The sequence below is a fragment of the Marinobacter sp. BW6 genome (assembly GCF_008107725.1).
Classification (GTDB): domain Bacteria; phylum Pseudomonadota; class Gammaproteobacteria; order Pseudomonadales; family Oleiphilaceae; genus Marinobacter.
Window position 1 is genome coordinate 482810 of the sequence record NZ_VIRN01000064.1, and the last position, 17653, is coordinate 500462.

The following is a 17653-nucleotide window of genomic DNA, read 5'->3' on the forward strand; positions in this document are numbered from 1 at the left end:
ATGAGTGCTGTTAGCGACCGTGAAATCACCCGAGTGCTTTACGTCGAAGATGATCCCGACATTCGCGCAATTGCTGAAATCGCTCTCCAGGAAATTGGCGGTTTTGAAGCCGCTCTCTGCGAGTCCGGCGCGGTCGCTGTCGAGACTGCGCCAAGCTTCGAGCCAGAGCTTATTCTACTGGATGTCATGATGCCGGGAATGGACGGGCCCTCGACCCTTAAAGCTTTGCGAGAGCTCGATGGGATGGCCGAAATCCCGGTGATCTTTATGACGGCACGGCTGCAAAACTCGGAAATTCGCGAATACCGGGAATTGGGCGCCTTGGGTGTGATCCCGAAGCCGTTCGATCCGATGACCCTCTCGGACCAGATTTCACGGATTCTGCGGGACGCCCGGGATTAGAACAGGAGTGCCTCGCCTGCTCTGGAAAGGTGCGAACACGGCTAATTTCCGGTAGTCTGGCCGGCCCGAGCCATGTTTGATTGATGAGGTAGCTATGTCATCCTCCCCGTCCCGGGACGAACTGAAAGCCAAGCTGAATCTCGAGACTTCCCGCATCCACTGGCAGGAATTACAGACCTATTTTGCCCGCGGGCAGGTGGTCAGGGTGGCTCCCGAGTTGGATCTGCTTGAGGTTGCCACCCAGTTGGCAGCGGACAACAAGACACGTTTCGAACAATGGATGAACGACGGCCTTGTGGGCGAAGTGGCGCCGGATACCGCGCAAATCTGGTATGACCGCAATGCGGAGCTCTGGGCGGTGGTCATCGCGCCCTGGGTTCTGGTTCAGGACAGGTCAGGTCATGTTCTGCACTGACAGCCCAGCGCCATGAAGCTCCATTATTTCCACGGCCGTAGCCCGCTCCGGGACCTTGTGATGGTGAATGACGGCCAGCGGGTTGAGCTGCATATCCGGCCTGTTGGCGATGGTCATTGGGGGCTGGTGGCATTGGCGGGGCCTGATAGGGGGCGGCCTGATGGCCAGTTCTGCCGGGGCCCCTGGCCAACCCAGGCTCGCGCTGAATCGGTTCTGAGAAGCGTTGCCGGCACGATGATGGGAAAAGGCTATGATCCAAAGCCCGGTGACTATGTGGTGTGGTCCGTTTCTGCCCAGCGCCTTGCCCGCACCATCGGAACCCCTGAGGCGGAACAAGCCAGCCCCGAATCCGACCTCGACCAGTTCAAACCCCTTACCTGATATCCATCCCTTCTGTTGTTTGAGGACACCATGCTGACCGGAGCCCTGCTCATTCTTGCTCCCCTGTTCCTGGGGTTTGCCATCGCCCTCAAGAATCGCTGGGCCATGACCATGATCCATTACACGGTAGAGGGCCTGGTCTACTTTATCCTGTTGCTGCTCGGCCTCGGGCTTGGCCAGATGGAGGGGCTGGCGGCGCAGCTGGGCGGCATGGCTGGCCAGGTGCTGGCGCTGGTATTGGTGCTGTTTATTGCCAACATGATCGGGCTCTGGCTGTTTCACCGTTGGCAGCCAATGTCGGTTGAGCGGGTGGAAGGCAGTGTCAACCCGGGTTACCGAAGGCTGTTCCTTGCCGGCCTGAAACCCCTGGTGGCGGTCATCGCCGGCCTTCTGGCCGGGTACTATCTCTTGCCGGACATGCCCATGGCGGAACAATTGGCCACCTGGGCTCTGATGTTTCTGTTGTTCCTGATTGGGCTTCAGTTGCGTAATGCTGGCCTGTCGTTGCGCAAGCTACTGATGAATCGTCAGGGCCTGGGTATTGCCCTGGCTCTGACGCTCAGCTCCCTGGCGGCCGGGGCTTTATTGATACCCTGGCTTGGGCTGCCCTGGCATGACGCCCTGGCGGTCGCTTCCGGGTTTGGGTGGTACTCGCTGTCCGGCATTGTGATTGGCGAGGCCCTCGGGCCAGCCTGGGGCGGTGTCGCTTTCCTGAATGATGTGCTCAGGGAGATTGTAGCGCTGGCCATTATTCCGCTGCTGATCGCCAACCGACCGGCAATGGCCATCGGTTATGGCGGCGCTACCGCCATGGACTTCACCCTACCGGTAATCCGCAGCAGTGGCGGGCTGACCTGTGTTCCGGTGGCTATCGCCTCCGGTTTCTTGCTGTCTTTTCTGTCGCCGGTGCTGATGGGGGTATTCCTGTCTTTAGGTTAAATTGACGCGGTGCAATGCAAGTTGCGGTTTTACGGGTAGTATGTGAAACAGTAAACTAGCTCTATTGACAAATGTTAATGTCTTAGCCCGGTCCGGAGCCTGATGCAACGCCGTGAATTCCTTGGTTTATCGATAGCAGCCGGACTGTCCGCCGCCGGATTGCCGGGTTGCAGCGATTCCGGCCCTCTAAGATTCGGAATTCACCCCTGGGTTGGCTACGAGCCGCTCTATCTCGCCGACGATTTTAACTGGCTGCCGCCTACGGTCGGCCTTAAACCGGGTACATCTGCAAAAGAATCCATGGAAGGGTTGTTGTCCGGAGCGCTTGATGGGGCGGCACTGACTCTGGATGAAGTCATACGGGTCCGTTCCAGAGGTTTGGAGCTGGTTGTGGTTGCTGTCGCCGATGTATCTGCGGGTGCTGATGTACTCATGGTCAAACCATCGATCCCGGAGCTGTCGGCCCTCAAGGGGCAGCGAATTGCGGTGGAGCTGGAGGGTGTCTCAGGCATTATGCTGATGGAAATCCTTGAGGTAGCGGGGCTTGGCCAGAACGATGTCGTTAAGGTGGATTTGCCGGTAAGCCGGCATGCGGAGGCCTGGGCCCGGGGGGAAGTGGATGCTTCGGTATGCTACGAGCCAACAGCTTCGGTAATCGAAAACGCCGGTGGCGTTCGGCTTTTTGATAGCAGTGACATTCCGGAAACCATTTTCGATGTGCTGGCGGTGACTCGGGAAGCAGCAGACAGGAATGCCCGCGCCGTCCGCGATCTGGTGATAGGGCACTTTACCGGTCTGCAGCATCTGGTGCGAAGTATGCACGATTCGGTATACAGAATTGCGACCCGTCAGCGCATCAGCCCGGATGAGGTCCGGGCTGCGTTAGCCAATGTTATGCTGCCGGATCTGGCCGCAAACCAACGCTACCTGAGCGCAGCCGGACCCATCGAAGCTATGGCCAAGTCACTCTCCCGTCTGATGCTTTCCGAAGGGATGATTGATCAGAATCCGGGCATCCAGAGTCTGTCAGACCCCTCGTTTTTGCCAGCGAGAGTCCCTTGAACGGTCGCCGGTTTGCTATCAGTCTGTGTCTGCTGGTCGTCACGGAGTTACTGGCGATTGCCGCAGCCAATGCTGATGAAACGCTGACCCTGGGCGTCTTTGCCTATCGGCCAGACCATGTGCTCCAGGAACGCTACCAACCCCTGACCGACTACCTGTCCCGGGAAACCGGCATCACTATCAGGCTGGAGGTTCTCAACCAGGAGAATATGAGCCGGGCGATTGCCGCCAACCGGCTGGATATTTTCCTCACCAACCCCAGTCATTTTCTGCTGATCCGCAGCGAACGCAGTTTGACCGGTGTGCTGGCTACGCTGGTAAGGCGCTCCGGAGAATCGTCGACCGCAAGTCTTGGCGGTGTTGTTTTTACCAGGGCCGGACGCGACGACATTGAGCATCTTGCCGACCTCCATGACAAAACTATTGCCTCACCCGGTGTTCATTTTCTTGGTGGGTACCAGACTCAGGTTCTGGAACTTCTGGATGCCGGCATTGATATCCGGAGAGTGAACCTGATTCGTTTCCTCGGAACTCACGACCGAGTCGTTCGTTCGGTACTGTCAGGTGATGCGGATGTGGGTTTCATCCGTACCAGCATCCTGGAACAGCTGGCACAGGCGGACCCCGATCTGTTTACCCGGGTGAAGGTTCTGAATCGTCAGAGGCTGTCGGGGTTCCCGTACGTTGTTTCAACCCGTCTATACCCGGAATGGCCACTGGTGGCGCTTCCCCATGTGAACGAGCGGGTTGTGCGAAGGATCGCCTCGGCGCTTTTTGCCATCGAACCCGAGGATGATGTTGCGATGGCCGTGGGCATTGCCGGCTTTTCGCCACCTGCGGATTACCAGGCCGTTGAGCACCTCGCCCGCACTTTGCGGGTGCCACCCTACGATCAGGTGCCACAATTAACCTGGGTCGATGCGTTGCACCAATATCGGCTCTGGGTATTTACCATTCTGGTCCTGGTTATGCTGTTGTTTACCTCGTCTTTGTGGCTTGCCCGGAGCAAGCGCCAGCTCGCAGCGGAGCAGCGTCGTTTACGCCAATTGATCCGGGGCTGGCCGCAGCCAGCCCTGATCATTCAGGATGGTCGGTTCAGTGATACCAACCGTGCTTCCGTAGATCTGCTCCGGTATCGCTCCAGTGAGTCGTTGATCGGCAAGGATCTTTCTGTTTTTTCTCCCGAGTACCAGCCAGATGGACAATTCTCCCGTCATAAACTGACGCATATGCTGACGCGGGTTTCCAGTGGCCAAGTGGAGCAATGTGAGTGGGTTCTGAATCGCTCTGACAGTACGGAAGTCTGGGTGGAACTTACCATGGCACCTGTCCACACCCAGGACGAACGGGAGGCGTTCATCCTCTGCTCGCTATACGACATCACCCGAAGAAAGCGCGCGGAACAGCGCCAGCGCCTGGCTGCCAGCGTGTTCGAGTATGCTCGCGAGGCCATTTTCATTACTGATAATCACGGTATGGTGATTGATGTGAACGATGCGTATCTGGCGATTACCGGCCGGCCACGCAACCAGGCTATCGGCCGTTTACCGCCACTACCGGTGGATGAGGGCAGCGGCATTTTTGCCAGTGCACGAGCCCAGGGCTTCTGGTCCGGGGAATTCGCCAGCAGACGCTATGATGGTATGTCCATTACCTTATCGGTAACCGTCAGCAGTGTCCTTGGTGAGCACAGTGACGTCTCTCATTTTGTTGGTATTTTCAGTGATATCAGCCGGCTCAAGGAGCAGGAACGTAAACTGCGTATCATGGCCCATTACGATTCCCTGACGGGGATGCCGAATCGGGTTCTCTTTGCTGACCGACTACACCAGGCCATGGCGCTGGCACGCAGGCAGAATGGCCAGTTAGCTGTGGTCTATATCGATCTTGACAAGTTCAAGCCAGTTAATGACGCTTTTGGCCATGACGCAGGAGACCAGTTGCTGGTGGCGATCGCCGCTCGAATGCGCTCGGAGCTCCGGGAAGAGGACACTCTGGCCCGTATCGGGGGTGATGAATTCGCGGCTATTGTGACTAATATTCAGGAGGAATCCGCTCTGGAAAGCCTGCTTGGGCGGATGCTGGCGCGCGTGGCCGAACCGGTCTGGGTAGCCGACCACAGCCTGGAAGTGTCGGCGAGTATCGGTTACACCCTGTTCCCGCAGCCAGAAGATCTGGACGGTGACCAGCTTCTGCGACAGGCCGACCAGGCCATGTATCAGGCCAAGCACCGGGGCCGTAACCGTTACGTGCGGTTTTCTGCACCTACCGGCTGAGCATCTCGGTTCAGTCGTTCCGTAGAGGGTACCCAGTCCAGCGACTTATACCACTGATCGCAGAGGCGCCGCACCGAACTCAGGTCATCCAGGGTCCTTTCCCCTAAAAGGGCCGGCAACTCGCGGGTAACAATCATGGCGAGCATCCGGGATTTTAACAGATGGTAGATCTGCTCAGTTCTGTTCAAGGTCTCCGGCGCTGGTGGCTCCTCAGACGACACCAGCTCGCGCAGCAACTGGATATATGTCTCAATTTCGCGTGCTAACGGTGCCAGTTGCGGCAGTTTACCGGATTGGCGAAATTTCAGGAGTGCAGGCGCCAGGCTGGTTGCTTCGGTAAGATATCGACAGGTGCGAATGGACAATGTCAGGGTATCTACCGTGACAGGTAGCATCTTTTCTGCCCGAAGCCGGGATATATACTCGGTGACCGCGCTATTGAGGCTCAGCGCCGCTTCTGACCTTGCCTGAATCTGCTCCGGCATCAGATCCTCCCGGTCGAGACAGACCCTCAACAGGCCACGGGTCAGACCAATCAATCGTTTCATTTCCTGGTCAACGGCGCCCACGGCCAGCTCCGGGGTATTGATCAGGGTGTCATCCAGATAACGGGGCTCCGCGTTATCCTCTTCCTTACTTCGGAACATCCGCCCGAGGATTCGAGCGAATGGCCTGAGCAGCGGCAGCATAATGGCAGCGCCAAGCAGATTGAACAGGGTGTGGAAGATGGCCAGGGACATGGCGGCGTTAGTGTCCAACTCCAGCCAGCCGGTCACGACTGCCACCATCCAAAGCATCACCGGCAGAATCAGTATAGCGATAGCACCGGTGACCAGATTGAATATAACGTGACCAAGAGCAAGGCGCCTGGCGTTTGCGGTTGCCTTGAGTACCGCGATAGCGGCCGTGGATGTGGTTCCCAGGTTGGCCCCGATTACTGCAGCAGCGGCATCCTGCAGGGACAGTATATTACTGGCTGCGGCACTGAGTATGATAGCCAGTGCAGCGCTGGAGGATTGGGTCAGAACGGTGGCCAGAAACCCGAACAGAACGAACAGCGGCAGCGCGAGCCCCTCGCCCAGAACATCGGAGCCATCAAGGCCTACGGTCAGCTGTCCGAGAGAGTCCTTTAGTACTGAGAGTCCGAGAAAGAAAAGGGCAAATCCTGCCAGGGCCTCCCCCAAAGACTGATTTCTTTGCCCGCGGCCAAGCAGTTTCAGTGCAACACCCGTCGCAAGCAGTGGCATGGCAAAGGCTTCGATCTTGAATCCGAAACCCACCAGGCTGACCAGCCAGCCGGTCATGGTAGTGCCGACATTTGCGCCGAAAACCACACCCAGAGAATGACTCAGGCTCAGCAAACCGGCGTTTACAAAACCGATGGTGGCAACCGTCACTGCGCTGGAGGATTGAACGATCCCCGTGATCAACACTCCGGCTCCGAAGCCACGCAGGGGCGTGCGGGTCCAATGCCCGAGCATATGGCGCAACTGGTGCCCCGCGGCGCTTTTCAGGCCGTTGGTCATCATTTCCATGGCCAGCAGGAACAGGGCCAGGCCACCAAGAATCTGGAAGATAGTTGCAGTCATGTCAGAACTTATTGACTGAAAACGGGGTTACTCTGAGCTTAGCAGAGCCCGGGGCTAGCGGGGCGGCGGTTACTCACGCGAGGAATTTCCGGACATCGATTTTATACTTATCCGGGTCCACCGCCCGGAGGATTCGATCCTGGGTGCTCGGTTTGGCGAGATCGATGGTGTCCACTGTGATCGGCATGCGGAATTTGGTGTGGTACATCACCCGCACAGTCGGCAGTCTCTGGTCGCTCTCGTTGGCTTCGATTACCACGCCAAGTCGTCCACTTTCCAGAAGTACCAGAGAGCCCACCGGATAGAGGCCCAGGCACCGGATAAACTGTTTGACCAGGCTGGGGTCCAGATGACTGCCGCTCCACTCCAAGAGCTTCTTCAGGCCCTGTGTGGGTGTCATGCCCTTGTGATAAACCCGATCTGCGGTGATCGCGTCATAGACGTCGCTGATGGCCACCATGCGACCATATTCCGAGATCTCGTCGCCCTTAAGGCCTTCCGGATAGCCCGTGCCGTCCAGGCGCTCATGGTGTTGGGCCGCCGTGATGACGGTGAGCTCACCAATGCCTTCGGTGGTGGCGAGGATGTCCCGTGAGTGGCGAGCGTGAAGTTTCATCACCTCGAACTCTTCGGCCGTCAGGCGACCAGGTTTGTGCAGTATCTCATCGGGTGTAAGGATCTTGCCAAGATCATGGAGCAGTGCGCCGACGATCGTCTGGTGCAGGACATCAGAAGAAAGGCCGCGGTAATTGCCAAACAGGGACATGAGTACACTCAGGTTGACCGAGTGTTCCAGCAGATAATTGTCTTTCTCCCGGATTCGTCCCAGACAGCTCAGGGCATTGGCATTGCGAAGCACAGAATGTTGGAGTTCATCCGCCAATTGATGGATGGGCGCAACGTCGATAGCTCCGCCGACCTTGGCGTGGTTCATGAACTCGCCCACCAGCCCCTGGGCCTGGCTGTGGACTTGCTGGGCGATCACCATTTCTTCCGCGAGTGGCACATGGGGGCGCAGGCCCGGCGTCAGTTCGCCAGCCCTTTGAAGGGCCGACTCATTGCGCCGATCGACTTCGGTGGCGGTCTCGGCGTCCTGGGTATCGATACCTTTCGAGGCGTCGATGTATACAAACGCCACGCCCATGCGCCGGATTTTATCGATGGTTTCCTCTTTTTTGATCACACCGCGCTTGCGCTGGGTGTTATGAGGAATCCAGTCGTTGTTCAGGTCGGTTATGTACATCCCGACCTTGAGTGCGGAGATGGGAACGCGTTTGATCATTCAGTCGGGAAAAACGTCCGCAAGCTGTTGTTGTAGGTTTTAGCGATTACTTCATCAAGGGGAAGCTCTTTCACCTCGGCGATTTTTTCGGCCACAAAGGGCAGGTAAAACGGTGCGTTTTCCTTGCCGCGGTAGGGAACCGGGGTCAGGAACGGAGAGTCGGTTTCCAGGAGAATCTGGTCGATGGGTGCCATCCGCACGATGTCCCGAACGTTCTCGGCCTTGTTGAACGTGGTAATGCCGTTGAAACCCAGACACCAGCCGTGATCCAAAGCATACCGGGCGAGCCCCGGGCCGGAAGTGAAGCTGTGGATCACGCCACGGCGTTTCAAAGTGGTTTCAAATTCACCGAGAATGGCGATGGTGTCTTCGTCGGCTTCACGGCTATGGATAACCACGGGGCGGTCTGTGTCACAGGCGATCTGCAGCTGACGCCGGAACACGTCCCGCTGTACGTCCCGGTCAGCGTTGTCGTAAAAATAATCCAGCCCGATTTCGCCCACGGCAACGATCTTCTCGTCCCGGGCGTGGGCGCGGATTTCGGCTTCTACGTCATCGGAATAGCTTTCAGCATCGTGGGGATGGATTCCCTGGGTACCGTAGACCCAGGGGGCAACCTGGCTGAGCTCTCGTACCCTGGCAAGGTTATCCGGGGACACCGCAATGGTGATCACTTTCTCGATATTGACCCCTTGGGCCTGTTCCAGAGTCTCTTCAAGCGGACGGTCCTTGAGGTAATCCAGGTGACAGTGGGTCTCTATGATCGGATGATCGAATACGGGAATCTCGCGACGTTTTTTACTCATTGCCGGGTACTACACTCCATCGCAACCTGCGTTTGGGCTGCTATTCTGTGAATTCAGGCTCATAAGTTTACCAGCTTGTACGATTGTTGACCTGTATTACCTTAATAGGGACTTGCACGGAGCACCTTGATGAAGCTGTCGGCGTTTGCCAGTTCTTTTCTTTACGACCCTGGAAAGCCCAGATTCCGGGATTACCCGACTTTTCTGGATGGCGATGACACCACCCTGCCAGGATTGGAAGCCAGTCTGGATCAGATCGGTGAATACCAGCGCCGGCTCTGGGCCAACCAGGCCAGGGCGGTTCTATTGGTTACCCACGGCCCGGACACCAGCGGAAAAGACAGCCTGATCCGCACCCTGGCAACCTACGCGGACCCCGCCGGTTTTCACGCCTGGTCGTTCAGCCGGCCCAGGGGCCCCGAAATCCGGCACGATTTTCTCTGGCGGGTTACGCCGTTTCTGCCCGGCTTTGGCCAGATGGTCGCTTTCAATCGCAGCCATCATGAAGCAGTGATCGCCGAGCGGGTATGGCCGGTCCACACGCCTGACAGCTACAACTGGCAAAACCGTTACCAGTCCATTCGGAACTTCGAAAATCACCTGGTGCAGGAGGGGACCATGGTGATCAAGGTCTGGCTCAACCTGTCTGAGGACGAGCATCGTCAGCGTCTGCTGAAACGCCTCGACAAACCGCGCAAACGCTGGAAGTTTGATAAGTCGGATATTGACGGCTGGGAAAAACGCCGAGAGTACGAAGCGTTTGCCGAGGAAGCCATGGCCGCGACCCACGCAGAACAGGCGCCCTGGTTTATCGTGCCGGGTGATCGGAAGCCCCAGGCGCGCGCGATTGTCGCGGCCATTCTGGCTGAGCAGTTGCAGAAACTGGCGCCGGATTACCCGAAAGAAGACGAGAATGTTTTGAAAGAGTACCGTCGCCTGCTGGCGAAAAGCGGCGTGAAATAAACACTGGGGAGGAATGCATGCACGTTGTTGTCGTTGGTGGCGGCGTGGTGGGAATGACCACCGCCTACGAGCTGAATCGCCGAGGCCACCAGGTTACTGTGCTGGAGCGCCATGCCGTGGCCGGTAATGAAACCAGCAAGGCCAACGCGGCCCAGCGATCCTATGGCGTGGTGTACCCCTGGGCCGATCCCGCGATTGTGTTCAAGGCCATCCCCTGGATCCTCAAGCAGGACGGCCCCCTGAAGCTTCGCTTCCCGCCGTCTGTGGAAACACTCAAGTTCATGTTTTCCACGCTCCGTTACGCCTGGTCGCCAGGGCTGTTCGGATTGAATCGCCGCGCCATGTTGCGCCTCGGCATCCACAGCCGGGAACGGTTCCTGGCGCTTGAGAAGGAGCTTGACCTGTCCTTCGATGGCGACCATCAAGGCCTTCTGCACCTGGCCAGTACTCCGGAGGCACTGGAAGGCTACAGGGCGACTCATGACTTGCTGAACGAGCTGGGTATCCCTTCCCGTTTGCTCACCCCGGAACAGGTACGCGAAGCCGAACCCGGCATGGTCGGCTACGGTCCGCTCTTCGGTGCCTTGAGCTACGACACAGACGGTACCGGCGATTGTCACCAGTTCGCCCGGGAGCTGGCGAAAGCCTGCGAGGCAAAGGGAGTGCTCGTTCGTTACAACGTGGAAGCGGAAAAGCTGATTGCTGATGACCACAAAGTCAGTGCAATTTCTGTCAGAAACAATGATGGGGTCATGGAAACACTGGAAGCGGATGCCTTCGTGATCAGCGCCGGCTGCTGGTCTAACCATCTTGTGGAAGCCCTGGGCCTGCAACTGCCCATCTATCCGGTAAAGGGCTACAGCTTGACGGTTCCTATGAAAGACCCCGAGCGAGGACCGGCTTCCACCATCCATGACGACAACTACAAAGTCGTTTCTACCCGTCTGGGCAATCGGTTACGTGCCACAGGGTTTGTCGAGCTGGCGGATTTCAACCGGGATATTCCCGAAGCCCGACTGGCAACTATCAAGAAGTCGGTCGAATCCCGGTTCCCCGGCTGCGCGGATCTTGATGCTGCCGAAACCTGGACCGGCTTCCGCCCAATGACCCCGGACGGCCCGGCGATTATCGGCCGTGGCACTAGAGAGAACCTCTTTTTGAACACCGGCCACGGCACCTTCGGCTGGACCCTGTCCGCGGGCAGTGCTGATGTCATCGCCCAGGTAATCGACGGCGAGGAACCCGCCATCTGTCTGGATGCCTTCCGGCCAGGAAGATTCCAGGAGTAGTTTCAGTAAATCGGTGCGCGCAAAAGGCCCGGGAAGGCTTATCCGGCTGGCTCATCCTCAGAATCAGAGTGCGCTGGAGAACTAGATTCCACAACGCGCTCAACGTTCGAGCACAGCGTATGAACAAACCCGATATCCCGATCAGACAATAACGGCAGCCGCTCGAAAACCCACTGGGATAACTTCCCTGCGGGCGGTGTATCCAGCTCCGGTAGCAAGGTTTCAAGTCGGCCGCGGAGTGCGCCAAGACGGTTCTCATCGGCAGGCTCGCTCAGGCTATCCTTGGTTTCCGAAAGCCCGGACATTTCCCAGGCATAGAGCATCACGGATTGAGCCAGGTTCAGGGACGGGTAGGCCACCTTCATGGGAATGCCAGTCAGCAGATCGCAGAGCGCCAGTTCGTCATTGGACAGCCCTCGGTCCTCGCGGCCAAATACCAGAGCTGCCGTGGCCACGGATGAACCCTTGGTTGCCAATGCTTCCCGCAGGCGTGGGGGCGTGTGCCAGTCCTTACGCTGGTGCCGTGGCTTGGCTGAGGTCCCCATCAGCAGGTCTACGGAGTTTCTTACCGCCGCCAGATCGGGGAAAATGCGCGCATTGTCCAGGATGTGGTCGCTGCCATGGGCCAGCCAGTGGGCTTCCGGACGCGTGTGCAGGTCCGAGTTGACCAGCCAGAGTTCGCCGAAGCCCATGGTGCACAGGGCGCGGGCGGCCGCTCCGACATTTTCCGGAACCTTGGGTTCAACAAGTACAAAGGCCAGTTGCATGACGTTACCTCCGGCGGCGAGTTTACACCACGACGCGGAATCTTTTTACCAGCGGTGGCAGCAGCTGAACGACTGGCTTGTTGAGCACCGGGAGTTCTGGCAACCGGCGCCGTTCATGACACCGGAACCAGCGTGGACACGCCATTATCCGGAACTGGCCGCAATGCTGGCAGGGCTTACTGATGACGAATGCCGGCACCTGGATGACGCTCCGGTTGAGCTGGCCGCCAGGGCATCCCGGTGGCTGTCGTCCCTGGAAGGTTATTCGGAAATGGTGCTACTTCCCCAGCTTTTGCCGTCAGCCGAAAAGGTTTCGGAGGCGACCCTGCCGGAAATCCGGGCCACGGACATGCCGGGCCGGAAACGATTGCAGTCAGGTGCGTTTGCCGCAGCTATCGTTCCCCTGGGGCATTCTGTGCTGGATTGGTGTTGTGGCAAGGGCCATCTGTCCCGGACACTGGCGCCGCTTTGCCCCGGTGAGATACAGGGTTTCGAGTGGAATCAGGAGCTGGCGCGGGACGGCAATCGACTGGCCCAACAGTTCGGAGATCGTGTGTCGATCCGCTGCCAGGACGTCATGGCAACGGATCTGTCGCTTCCGAAACGTCACCATGGTGTTGCACTCCATGCCTGCGGCGATCTGCATCGGCAGTTACTGAAGCGAGGCAGCGAAGCCGGGTTGCCGAGACTGAGTATCTCACCTTGTTGTTACCACCTGACCGACCAGGATATCTACCAGCCCCTTTCTGACCGAGCGTCGGGTTATCGGGAGACACTGCAACCAGGCCGAACCGACTTGCGGCTGGCGGTTCAGGAAACAGTGACCGCGCCAGCGCGGGTCCGTAAACAGACCCGTCTGATCAGTCAGTGGCGCCTCGGCTTTGATGGCCTGCAGCGGTCCTTGCGAGGGCGGGACGAATACCTTCCAGTGCCGTCTCATCCGGCACGGCTGGTTAATGAGGGCTTTGAGGCTTTTTGCCGCTGGGCGGCGGCGAAAAAACACCTCGAATTACCCGGCAGCGTGGACTTCGATGACTGGCTTGCGTGCGGCGAGCGTCGGCTGGCGGAGGTTCGCCGCCATGAGCTGGTCAGACATCTATTCCGACGTCCTCTGGAGCTCTGGATGGTGCTGGATTACGCGCTGTTCCTGGAGGAGCAGGGTTACCGGGTACAACTCGGGCAGTTCTGCGACCGGGCACTGACGCCCCGGAATCTGCTGCTCGATGCGGTCAGGGTTTCCGATACTCCACCCGGTCAACACAGCCATCCCTGAAATACACATAGGTTAGCTCGTACAGCGCGCCGTAATAGCGGGTCTGGTAGATCCAGACTTCCTGAGGGCTGGTGTAGGTTTCAGGCGGATTGCCAAAGGCCCGGCGCACATGCTCTCGGGTCATGCCCTGGACGACCTGCTCGCGGACCAGATAACGACGCAAATCGGTGGAGTTGATAAACCGGCAGGTGCCGGCCTCTTCCTTGGGTTCCTGCTCTTCGGACTGTTCTCGGGAATCCGGGGCCTCCAGCGCCGGGAGGTTCTGGTCAAAGCTGCCACCAATCCGGTTATCCCTCAGCTCAACCGATTCTGCATCCTCCCCGCATGGCTGGTCGGAGAACACGGTATTGCCCTCTTTATCGCAGCGGAAAACCTGAGCTTCTGCCGGCGCTGCCAGGGCAAGCATGATAGTCATCAGGCCAATAGGTCGGAGCATTGGTTTCTCGCTTTTCCAGAAGCAGAAAAGGCGCCGGAGGGCGCCTTTTCAACAATCCACTCAGATATCAACCGGTGGTTAGCGGCGAATCTGAATGCGCGCTTCAACCCGGCGGTTGGCAGCACGGCCGTCTGCTGTGTTGTTAGACGCAATTGGCGCCTCTTCACCGTAACCTACGGCTTCCACCCGTGATGGATCAATGCCCAGAGGTCCGGTCAAACGACCGGCAACCGCCTCAGCGCGACGCTGGGACAGGAACTGGTTGTAGTCGGCGTCACCGCGGCTGTCGGAGTGACCGGCAATTTCCACGATGGTTTCCGGGTTTTCCTGCATAAAGTCAGCAACCCGACTGATTTCGCTGTCGTAGGCGTTGCCGATCACAGAGCTGTTGGTCGGGAACTGCACTTCGATGGTGAAGGTCTGGATGGTTTCCGTTACACCCTCACAGCCGGTGTCATCCACTTCTGCACCGGCGGTGGTGTTGGGGCACAGATCCTGGCTGTTCACTACGCCATCGTTATCGCTGTCCAGTTCACAGCCACGGCTGTCGACTTCAGCACCACGTGTGGTATTTGGGCACTGATCGCGACTGTCAGCAACGGCGTCGCGATCCTCATCCGGCTCACAGCCATTGCTGTCAACGGGTGCTCCAGCCGGAGTGCCGGGACACTGGTCTCTTGAATCCGGGACGCCATCGCCATCAGCGTCTGCGGGCTTTGGAGCGGCCTGGGCCACGGTGCGGGCAAAGGCAAAGCTGATGCCCAGAGAGACTTGGGTATCAAACGTGCTCTCATCGATCCCGTGGAACTCGCGGAGATCGCCGCGCAGTGATACGGCATCGCTGATGTTGTAACGGAAACCGGTACCTACATTGACCCGAGTCTCGTCATGGTTGCTGCCAGCGGTCTGAACACCACTGTTGTCCGAACCAAAGTCTGCATGGCCTGCGCCCAGAGAAACGTATGGGTTCCAGGCCTCCTCTGGGCCTGCAAAGTAGTAGGTACCATCAACCCGAACTTCATCAAATTCGGATTCGCCGGCCACGTATTTGCGATCGGCGTCGGCGCGTGAGTAAAGTGCCTCAACTGACCAGTGGGGGCGGAAGCGGTATTCCACACCAACGCCGAAGGTCCCGGTCTCGCTCAGATCGCGTTTGTCGTCAAATAGCTGGAAGCCGGCAAACGGATTGATATAGATGGTTTCCTGGCGGTCGGCCAGGGCCGGGGATGCCAGAGTTGCGGCCAGTACAGCCGCGGAAATCGGACGCATGATGTTCATGCAGAACCTCCTGTTCATTGTCGTTGTGGTACCGCACTTCTTCATGAAAAGTGCTTTTATACCCGGAATTTAGGCCAGTAGGCCAAAAAAGACAAAAAAATGATACGGATTGTTACGTCCGCAATTGTACCCAGTGTACGTTTACGTGCCGGAAGTCGTTTCAGGCCAGAGCCGTAAAATACAGATGCGCGCTCTTCTTGCTGAAATTGAGAATCTCGCCGTTGTCGAAGTGCACTTCGAACGAGCTTTCATCCTCGGCAACCACCGAGCCGGAGCCAAAAATCGCGTGGCTAAGACGCTGGTGATGCCAGAGCGGTTCCATCGAACTTTTGGATGTTGCGGCCTGGCCTTCCAGGGTGACACTTTCCCGGTCGGCATAGCGCTGGCTGACCGCCGTGAGGGGAGCGCTCAACCGGATTGTTGAAGCTTCGGCCGGGGTCCGTTCATCCAGCCAGTGTCCAAACTCCTCGGCCAGCTCGAAGCAGCACTCCTCCACAAACCGGCTGGGGCCCAGATCGCCATCCAGGTGCGGTTGCTTGCTGGCCGGTCGGGTGATCACATGCAGCTGCTGACGGGTTCGAGTCATGGCGACATAGAGAAGCCGCCGCTCGCTTTCCAGAAATCCTCTGGCATCGTCCTGGGGGCGCGGGCTGTAAGGCAGGTATTTCTCCTGAAGGCCGGGAATGATCACAGTCGGCCATTCCAGCCCCTTGGTGCGGTGAATGGTCGACAGCAGCACGCCTCCCAGTTGCTTTTCACCCGCCTGCTGCTTCAGAGTTCTCAGATGCTCCAGTGCGCCTTCGGCTGTGACATCCAGGCTTTTCAGGTACTGCCGGAATCCTTGCACGGTATCAATCCGTTCCTCGGCACTTTCATGAGTCAGCGCCAGGCTGCGGATGCCCTCGTAAAGATCGGTGTGCTCTGCGTAGACACTGATCAGCCCGGCCACTGGGCCGCCGTAGCTGCGCAGTTGGGCAAGCACCTCGCCCAGCTTCCTGAGCTTGCGAGCGGCCATGGGCGCCAGGGCGTCGAAGTCCATAGCCAACAGTCGTTCATGCCAGCCGCCGGAAAACCCCGACAGGAAACGCGCCAGCTGTTCCAGCTCCGACTCCTTCAACCCGACGTGGGGAAAACGTAACAACTGCCGTGCAAGTTCCAGCCGATCCTCGTCCGGAAGATTCTCCAGCTTTCCCGTCACCACCATCAACAAGGCGGTGATGGCCTGCACTTCCCGACTGAACAGGGCGCCCTTGCCGGCATCAATCCGATAGGGAATCTGCCGCGCCAGCAGCTTCAGCTCAATGGGTACGCTCTGGCTCCAGACCCGGAACAGAATGGCGGTGCCGGCCAGGGCCGGTTCTGACTGGCCCTGTAGAATTTGCAGCACCGTATCGGCATCGCTCTCCGCCCGATGCAGGGTGATCTCTGTGCCGGGAGTGGAAGGGTGGGAATGGCAAAGCACATCCTTGCGCCCGGTGTTATGGCAGATCAGATGGTTTGCCAGCAACGCCACCCGGTGACCGTAGCGGAAGGTGTAGCTGAGGGTTTGCTCCAGCGGGCTTTCAAACTCATCGCTGAACCGTTTGAGAATAAACTCGGGCTTTGCGCCCCGGAACTCGTAGATTGTCTGGTCCGGGTCGCCAACAACCGTCACCCGGGCCCGGTCTCCAGCCACGTAGCGCAGCAGCAGGTGCTGGATCTCATTGGTGTCCTGGTACTCATCCACCAGAATAAGATCCATCTTGTTGCCCACCAGCCGCTGCAACGGAGGATTCTGGTGAATCGCCATCACCGGCTCGTACAGCATGTCGGCGTAGCTGATCCGGCCCTGGCTTTTCCGCCACTGCTCAAAACTGTGGAACAGATCGACCAGATACTTGTGCTTGTCGGAATACCCCAGCTCCTCAAACACAATCTCTGCCGGTGAAAGGGTTGTTTTCACCAGATCAATAAACCCCGTCGCCGTCTCGACAAAATCCTTCTTGTTGCGCCGTATCTCATCCGCCAGATCCTCCGGCGCCAGCCGCCGCGTCAATTGCCAGGCCTGAAAACTGATCTCCTGCTCGGTCAGAATCTTCTCTGAGAATCCTGGCAGATAACCCTCCCGCACAAACCGTTTATACAGGCGGAGGCCCATGGCGTGATACGTCCGAATCTCCGGCAGCGCCAGCCCGTTCTGAGCGCAAACGTCCTGCAGCTTGCGCTCAAAATCCACCCGGGCGCTCCGGTTGAACATCAACACCAGCATCCGGTCCGGATCATGGCCCTGTTCCAGCAGATACCGGATACGCCACGCCAGCGTCGAGGTCTTGCCGCTGCCAGCCACAGCGGTAATTACCGAATGCTCATAGCCGGCAGTAATAATCGCCCGCTGTTCATCGGTAAGGTAATCCGGCAGGTTGGTGCTATCGGGAATTTGGGGTTCGGTCGGCATGGCCGGTATTGTAACGGCCTGCTGGTAGAGCGGATACCGCTCCCGCATAATTGCGATCAAA

At 58.2% G+C, this 17653-nt stretch carries 16 protein-coding genes; 9 read left to right on the forward strand and 7 right to left on the reverse strand.

Annotation, left to right across the window (positions count from 1 at the left end; genetic code table 11):
• The 6 genes from FMN52_RS10775 (at position 1) to FMN52_RS10800 (ending at position 5475) form a co-directional block, all read left to right on the forward strand.
• Positions 1-402, forward strand: a complete 402-nt coding sequence (locus FMN52_RS10775; protein WP_148608625.1) for a response regulator — start codon at positions 1-3, stop codon at positions 400-402.
• Between the two features lie 94 nt (positions 403-496).
• Positions 497-817 (forward strand): DUF2288 domain-containing protein, encoded by a 321-nt coding sequence (locus tag FMN52_RS10780; protein WP_148608626.1) that lies wholly within the window; start codon positions 497-499, stop codon positions 815-817.
• Positions 818-829: 12 nt separating this feature from the next.
• Positions 830-1198, forward strand: coding sequence for a hypothetical protein (locus FMN52_RS10785; protein ID WP_148608627.1), 369 nt, complete (start codon positions 830-832; stop codon positions 1196-1198).
• Positions 1199-1228: 30 nt separating this feature from the next.
• The gene (locus tag FMN52_RS10790) at positions 1229-2137 is read left to right on the forward strand and encodes a lysine exporter LysO family protein (protein ID WP_148608628.1); all 909 of its coding nucleotides are present in this window, start codon (positions 1229-1231) and stop codon (positions 2135-2137) included.
• Positions 2138-2239: 102 nt separating this feature from the next.
• Positions 2240-3199, forward strand: coding sequence for an ABC transporter substrate-binding protein (locus FMN52_RS10795; RefSeq protein WP_148608629.1), 960 nt, complete (start codon positions 2240-2242; stop codon positions 3197-3199).
• Positions 3196-5475: a diguanylate cyclase gene (locus tag FMN52_RS10800; protein WP_148608630.1), complete on the forward strand. Its 2280-nt coding sequence runs from the start codon at positions 3196-3198 to the stop codon at positions 5473-5475. The genes FMN52_RS10795 and FMN52_RS10800 overlap by 4 nt, the downstream gene beginning before the upstream one ends.
• Here the strand turns inward: FMN52_RS10800 and FMN52_RS10805 are convergent.
• From FMN52_RS10805 to FMN52_RS10815, 3 genes are all read right to left on the reverse strand, one after another.
• A complete protein-coding gene (locus tag FMN52_RS10805; RefSeq protein ID WP_148608631.1) occupies positions 5445-7064 on the reverse strand; it encodes a Na/Pi symporter in 1620 nt (539 codons plus the stop codon). The genes FMN52_RS10800 and FMN52_RS10805 overlap by 31 nt on opposite strands.
• Positions 7065-7137: 73 nt before the next feature.
• Positions 7138-8346, reverse strand: coding sequence for an HD-GYP domain-containing protein (locus FMN52_RS10810; RefSeq protein ID WP_148608632.1), 1209 nt, complete (start codon positions 8344-8346; stop codon positions 7138-7140).
• Positions 8343-9152, reverse strand: coding sequence for a TatD family hydrolase (locus FMN52_RS10815; protein WP_148608633.1), 810 nt, complete (start codon positions 9150-9152; stop codon positions 8343-8345). The genes FMN52_RS10810 and FMN52_RS10815 overlap by 4 nt, the downstream gene beginning before the upstream one ends.
• A gap of 129 nt (positions 9153-9281) precedes the next feature.
• On the opposite strand from FMN52_RS10815, the gene FMN52_RS10820 reads away from it, so the two are divergent.
• Together FMN52_RS10820 and FMN52_RS10825 are read left to right on the forward strand one after the other, a co-directional pair.
• On the forward strand, positions 9282-10115 hold the full coding sequence (locus tag FMN52_RS10820) for a polyphosphate kinase (protein ID WP_148608634.1): 834 nt from the start codon (positions 9282-9284) through the stop codon (positions 10113-10115).
• A 17-nt stretch (positions 10116-10132) separates the two neighbouring features.
• The gene (locus FMN52_RS10825) at positions 10133-11404 is read left to right on the forward strand and encodes a D-amino acid dehydrogenase (protein WP_148608635.1); all 1272 of its coding nucleotides are present in this window, start codon (positions 10133-10135) and stop codon (positions 11402-11404) included.
• 38 nt (positions 11405-11442) lie between these two features.
• On the opposite strand, the gene FMN52_RS10830 is transcribed toward FMN52_RS10825, so the two are convergent.
• Complete coding sequence (locus FMN52_RS10830) at positions 11443-12171, reverse strand: tRNA/rRNA methyltransferase (RefSeq protein ID WP_148608636.1); 729 nt, start codon at positions 12169-12171, stop codon at positions 11443-11445.
• Here FMN52_RS10830 and FMN52_RS10835 point away from each other — a divergent pair.
• Entirely contained in the window at positions 12170-13444 is a 1275-nt protein-coding gene (locus FMN52_RS10835) for a methyltransferase (protein WP_148608637.1), read from the forward strand. The two genes, FMN52_RS10830 and FMN52_RS10835, sit on opposite strands and share 2 nt — an antisense overlap.
• Here FMN52_RS10835 and FMN52_RS10840 read toward each other — a convergent pair.
• The 3 genes from FMN52_RS10840 to FMN52_RS10850 all read right to left on the reverse strand — a co-directional run bounded on the left by FMN52_RS10840 (position 13401) and on the right by FMN52_RS10850 (position 17640).
• Positions 13401-13880, reverse strand: coding sequence for a DUF4124 domain-containing protein (locus FMN52_RS10840; protein WP_148608638.1), 480 nt, complete (start codon positions 13878-13880; stop codon positions 13401-13403). The two genes, FMN52_RS10835 and FMN52_RS10840, sit on opposite strands and share 44 nt — an antisense overlap.
• 78 nt (positions 13881-13958) lie before the next feature.
• A complete protein-coding gene (locus tag FMN52_RS10845; RefSeq protein WP_148608639.1) occupies positions 13959-15158 on the reverse strand; it encodes an OmpA family protein in 1200 nt (399 codons plus the stop codon).
• A gap of 160 nt (positions 15159-15318) precedes the next feature.
• Positions 15319-17640 (reverse strand): ATP-dependent helicase, encoded by a 2322-nt coding sequence (locus tag FMN52_RS10850; protein WP_148609733.1) that lies wholly within the window; start codon positions 17638-17640, stop codon positions 15319-15321.
• Positions 17641-17653 lie beyond the last annotated feature (13 nt).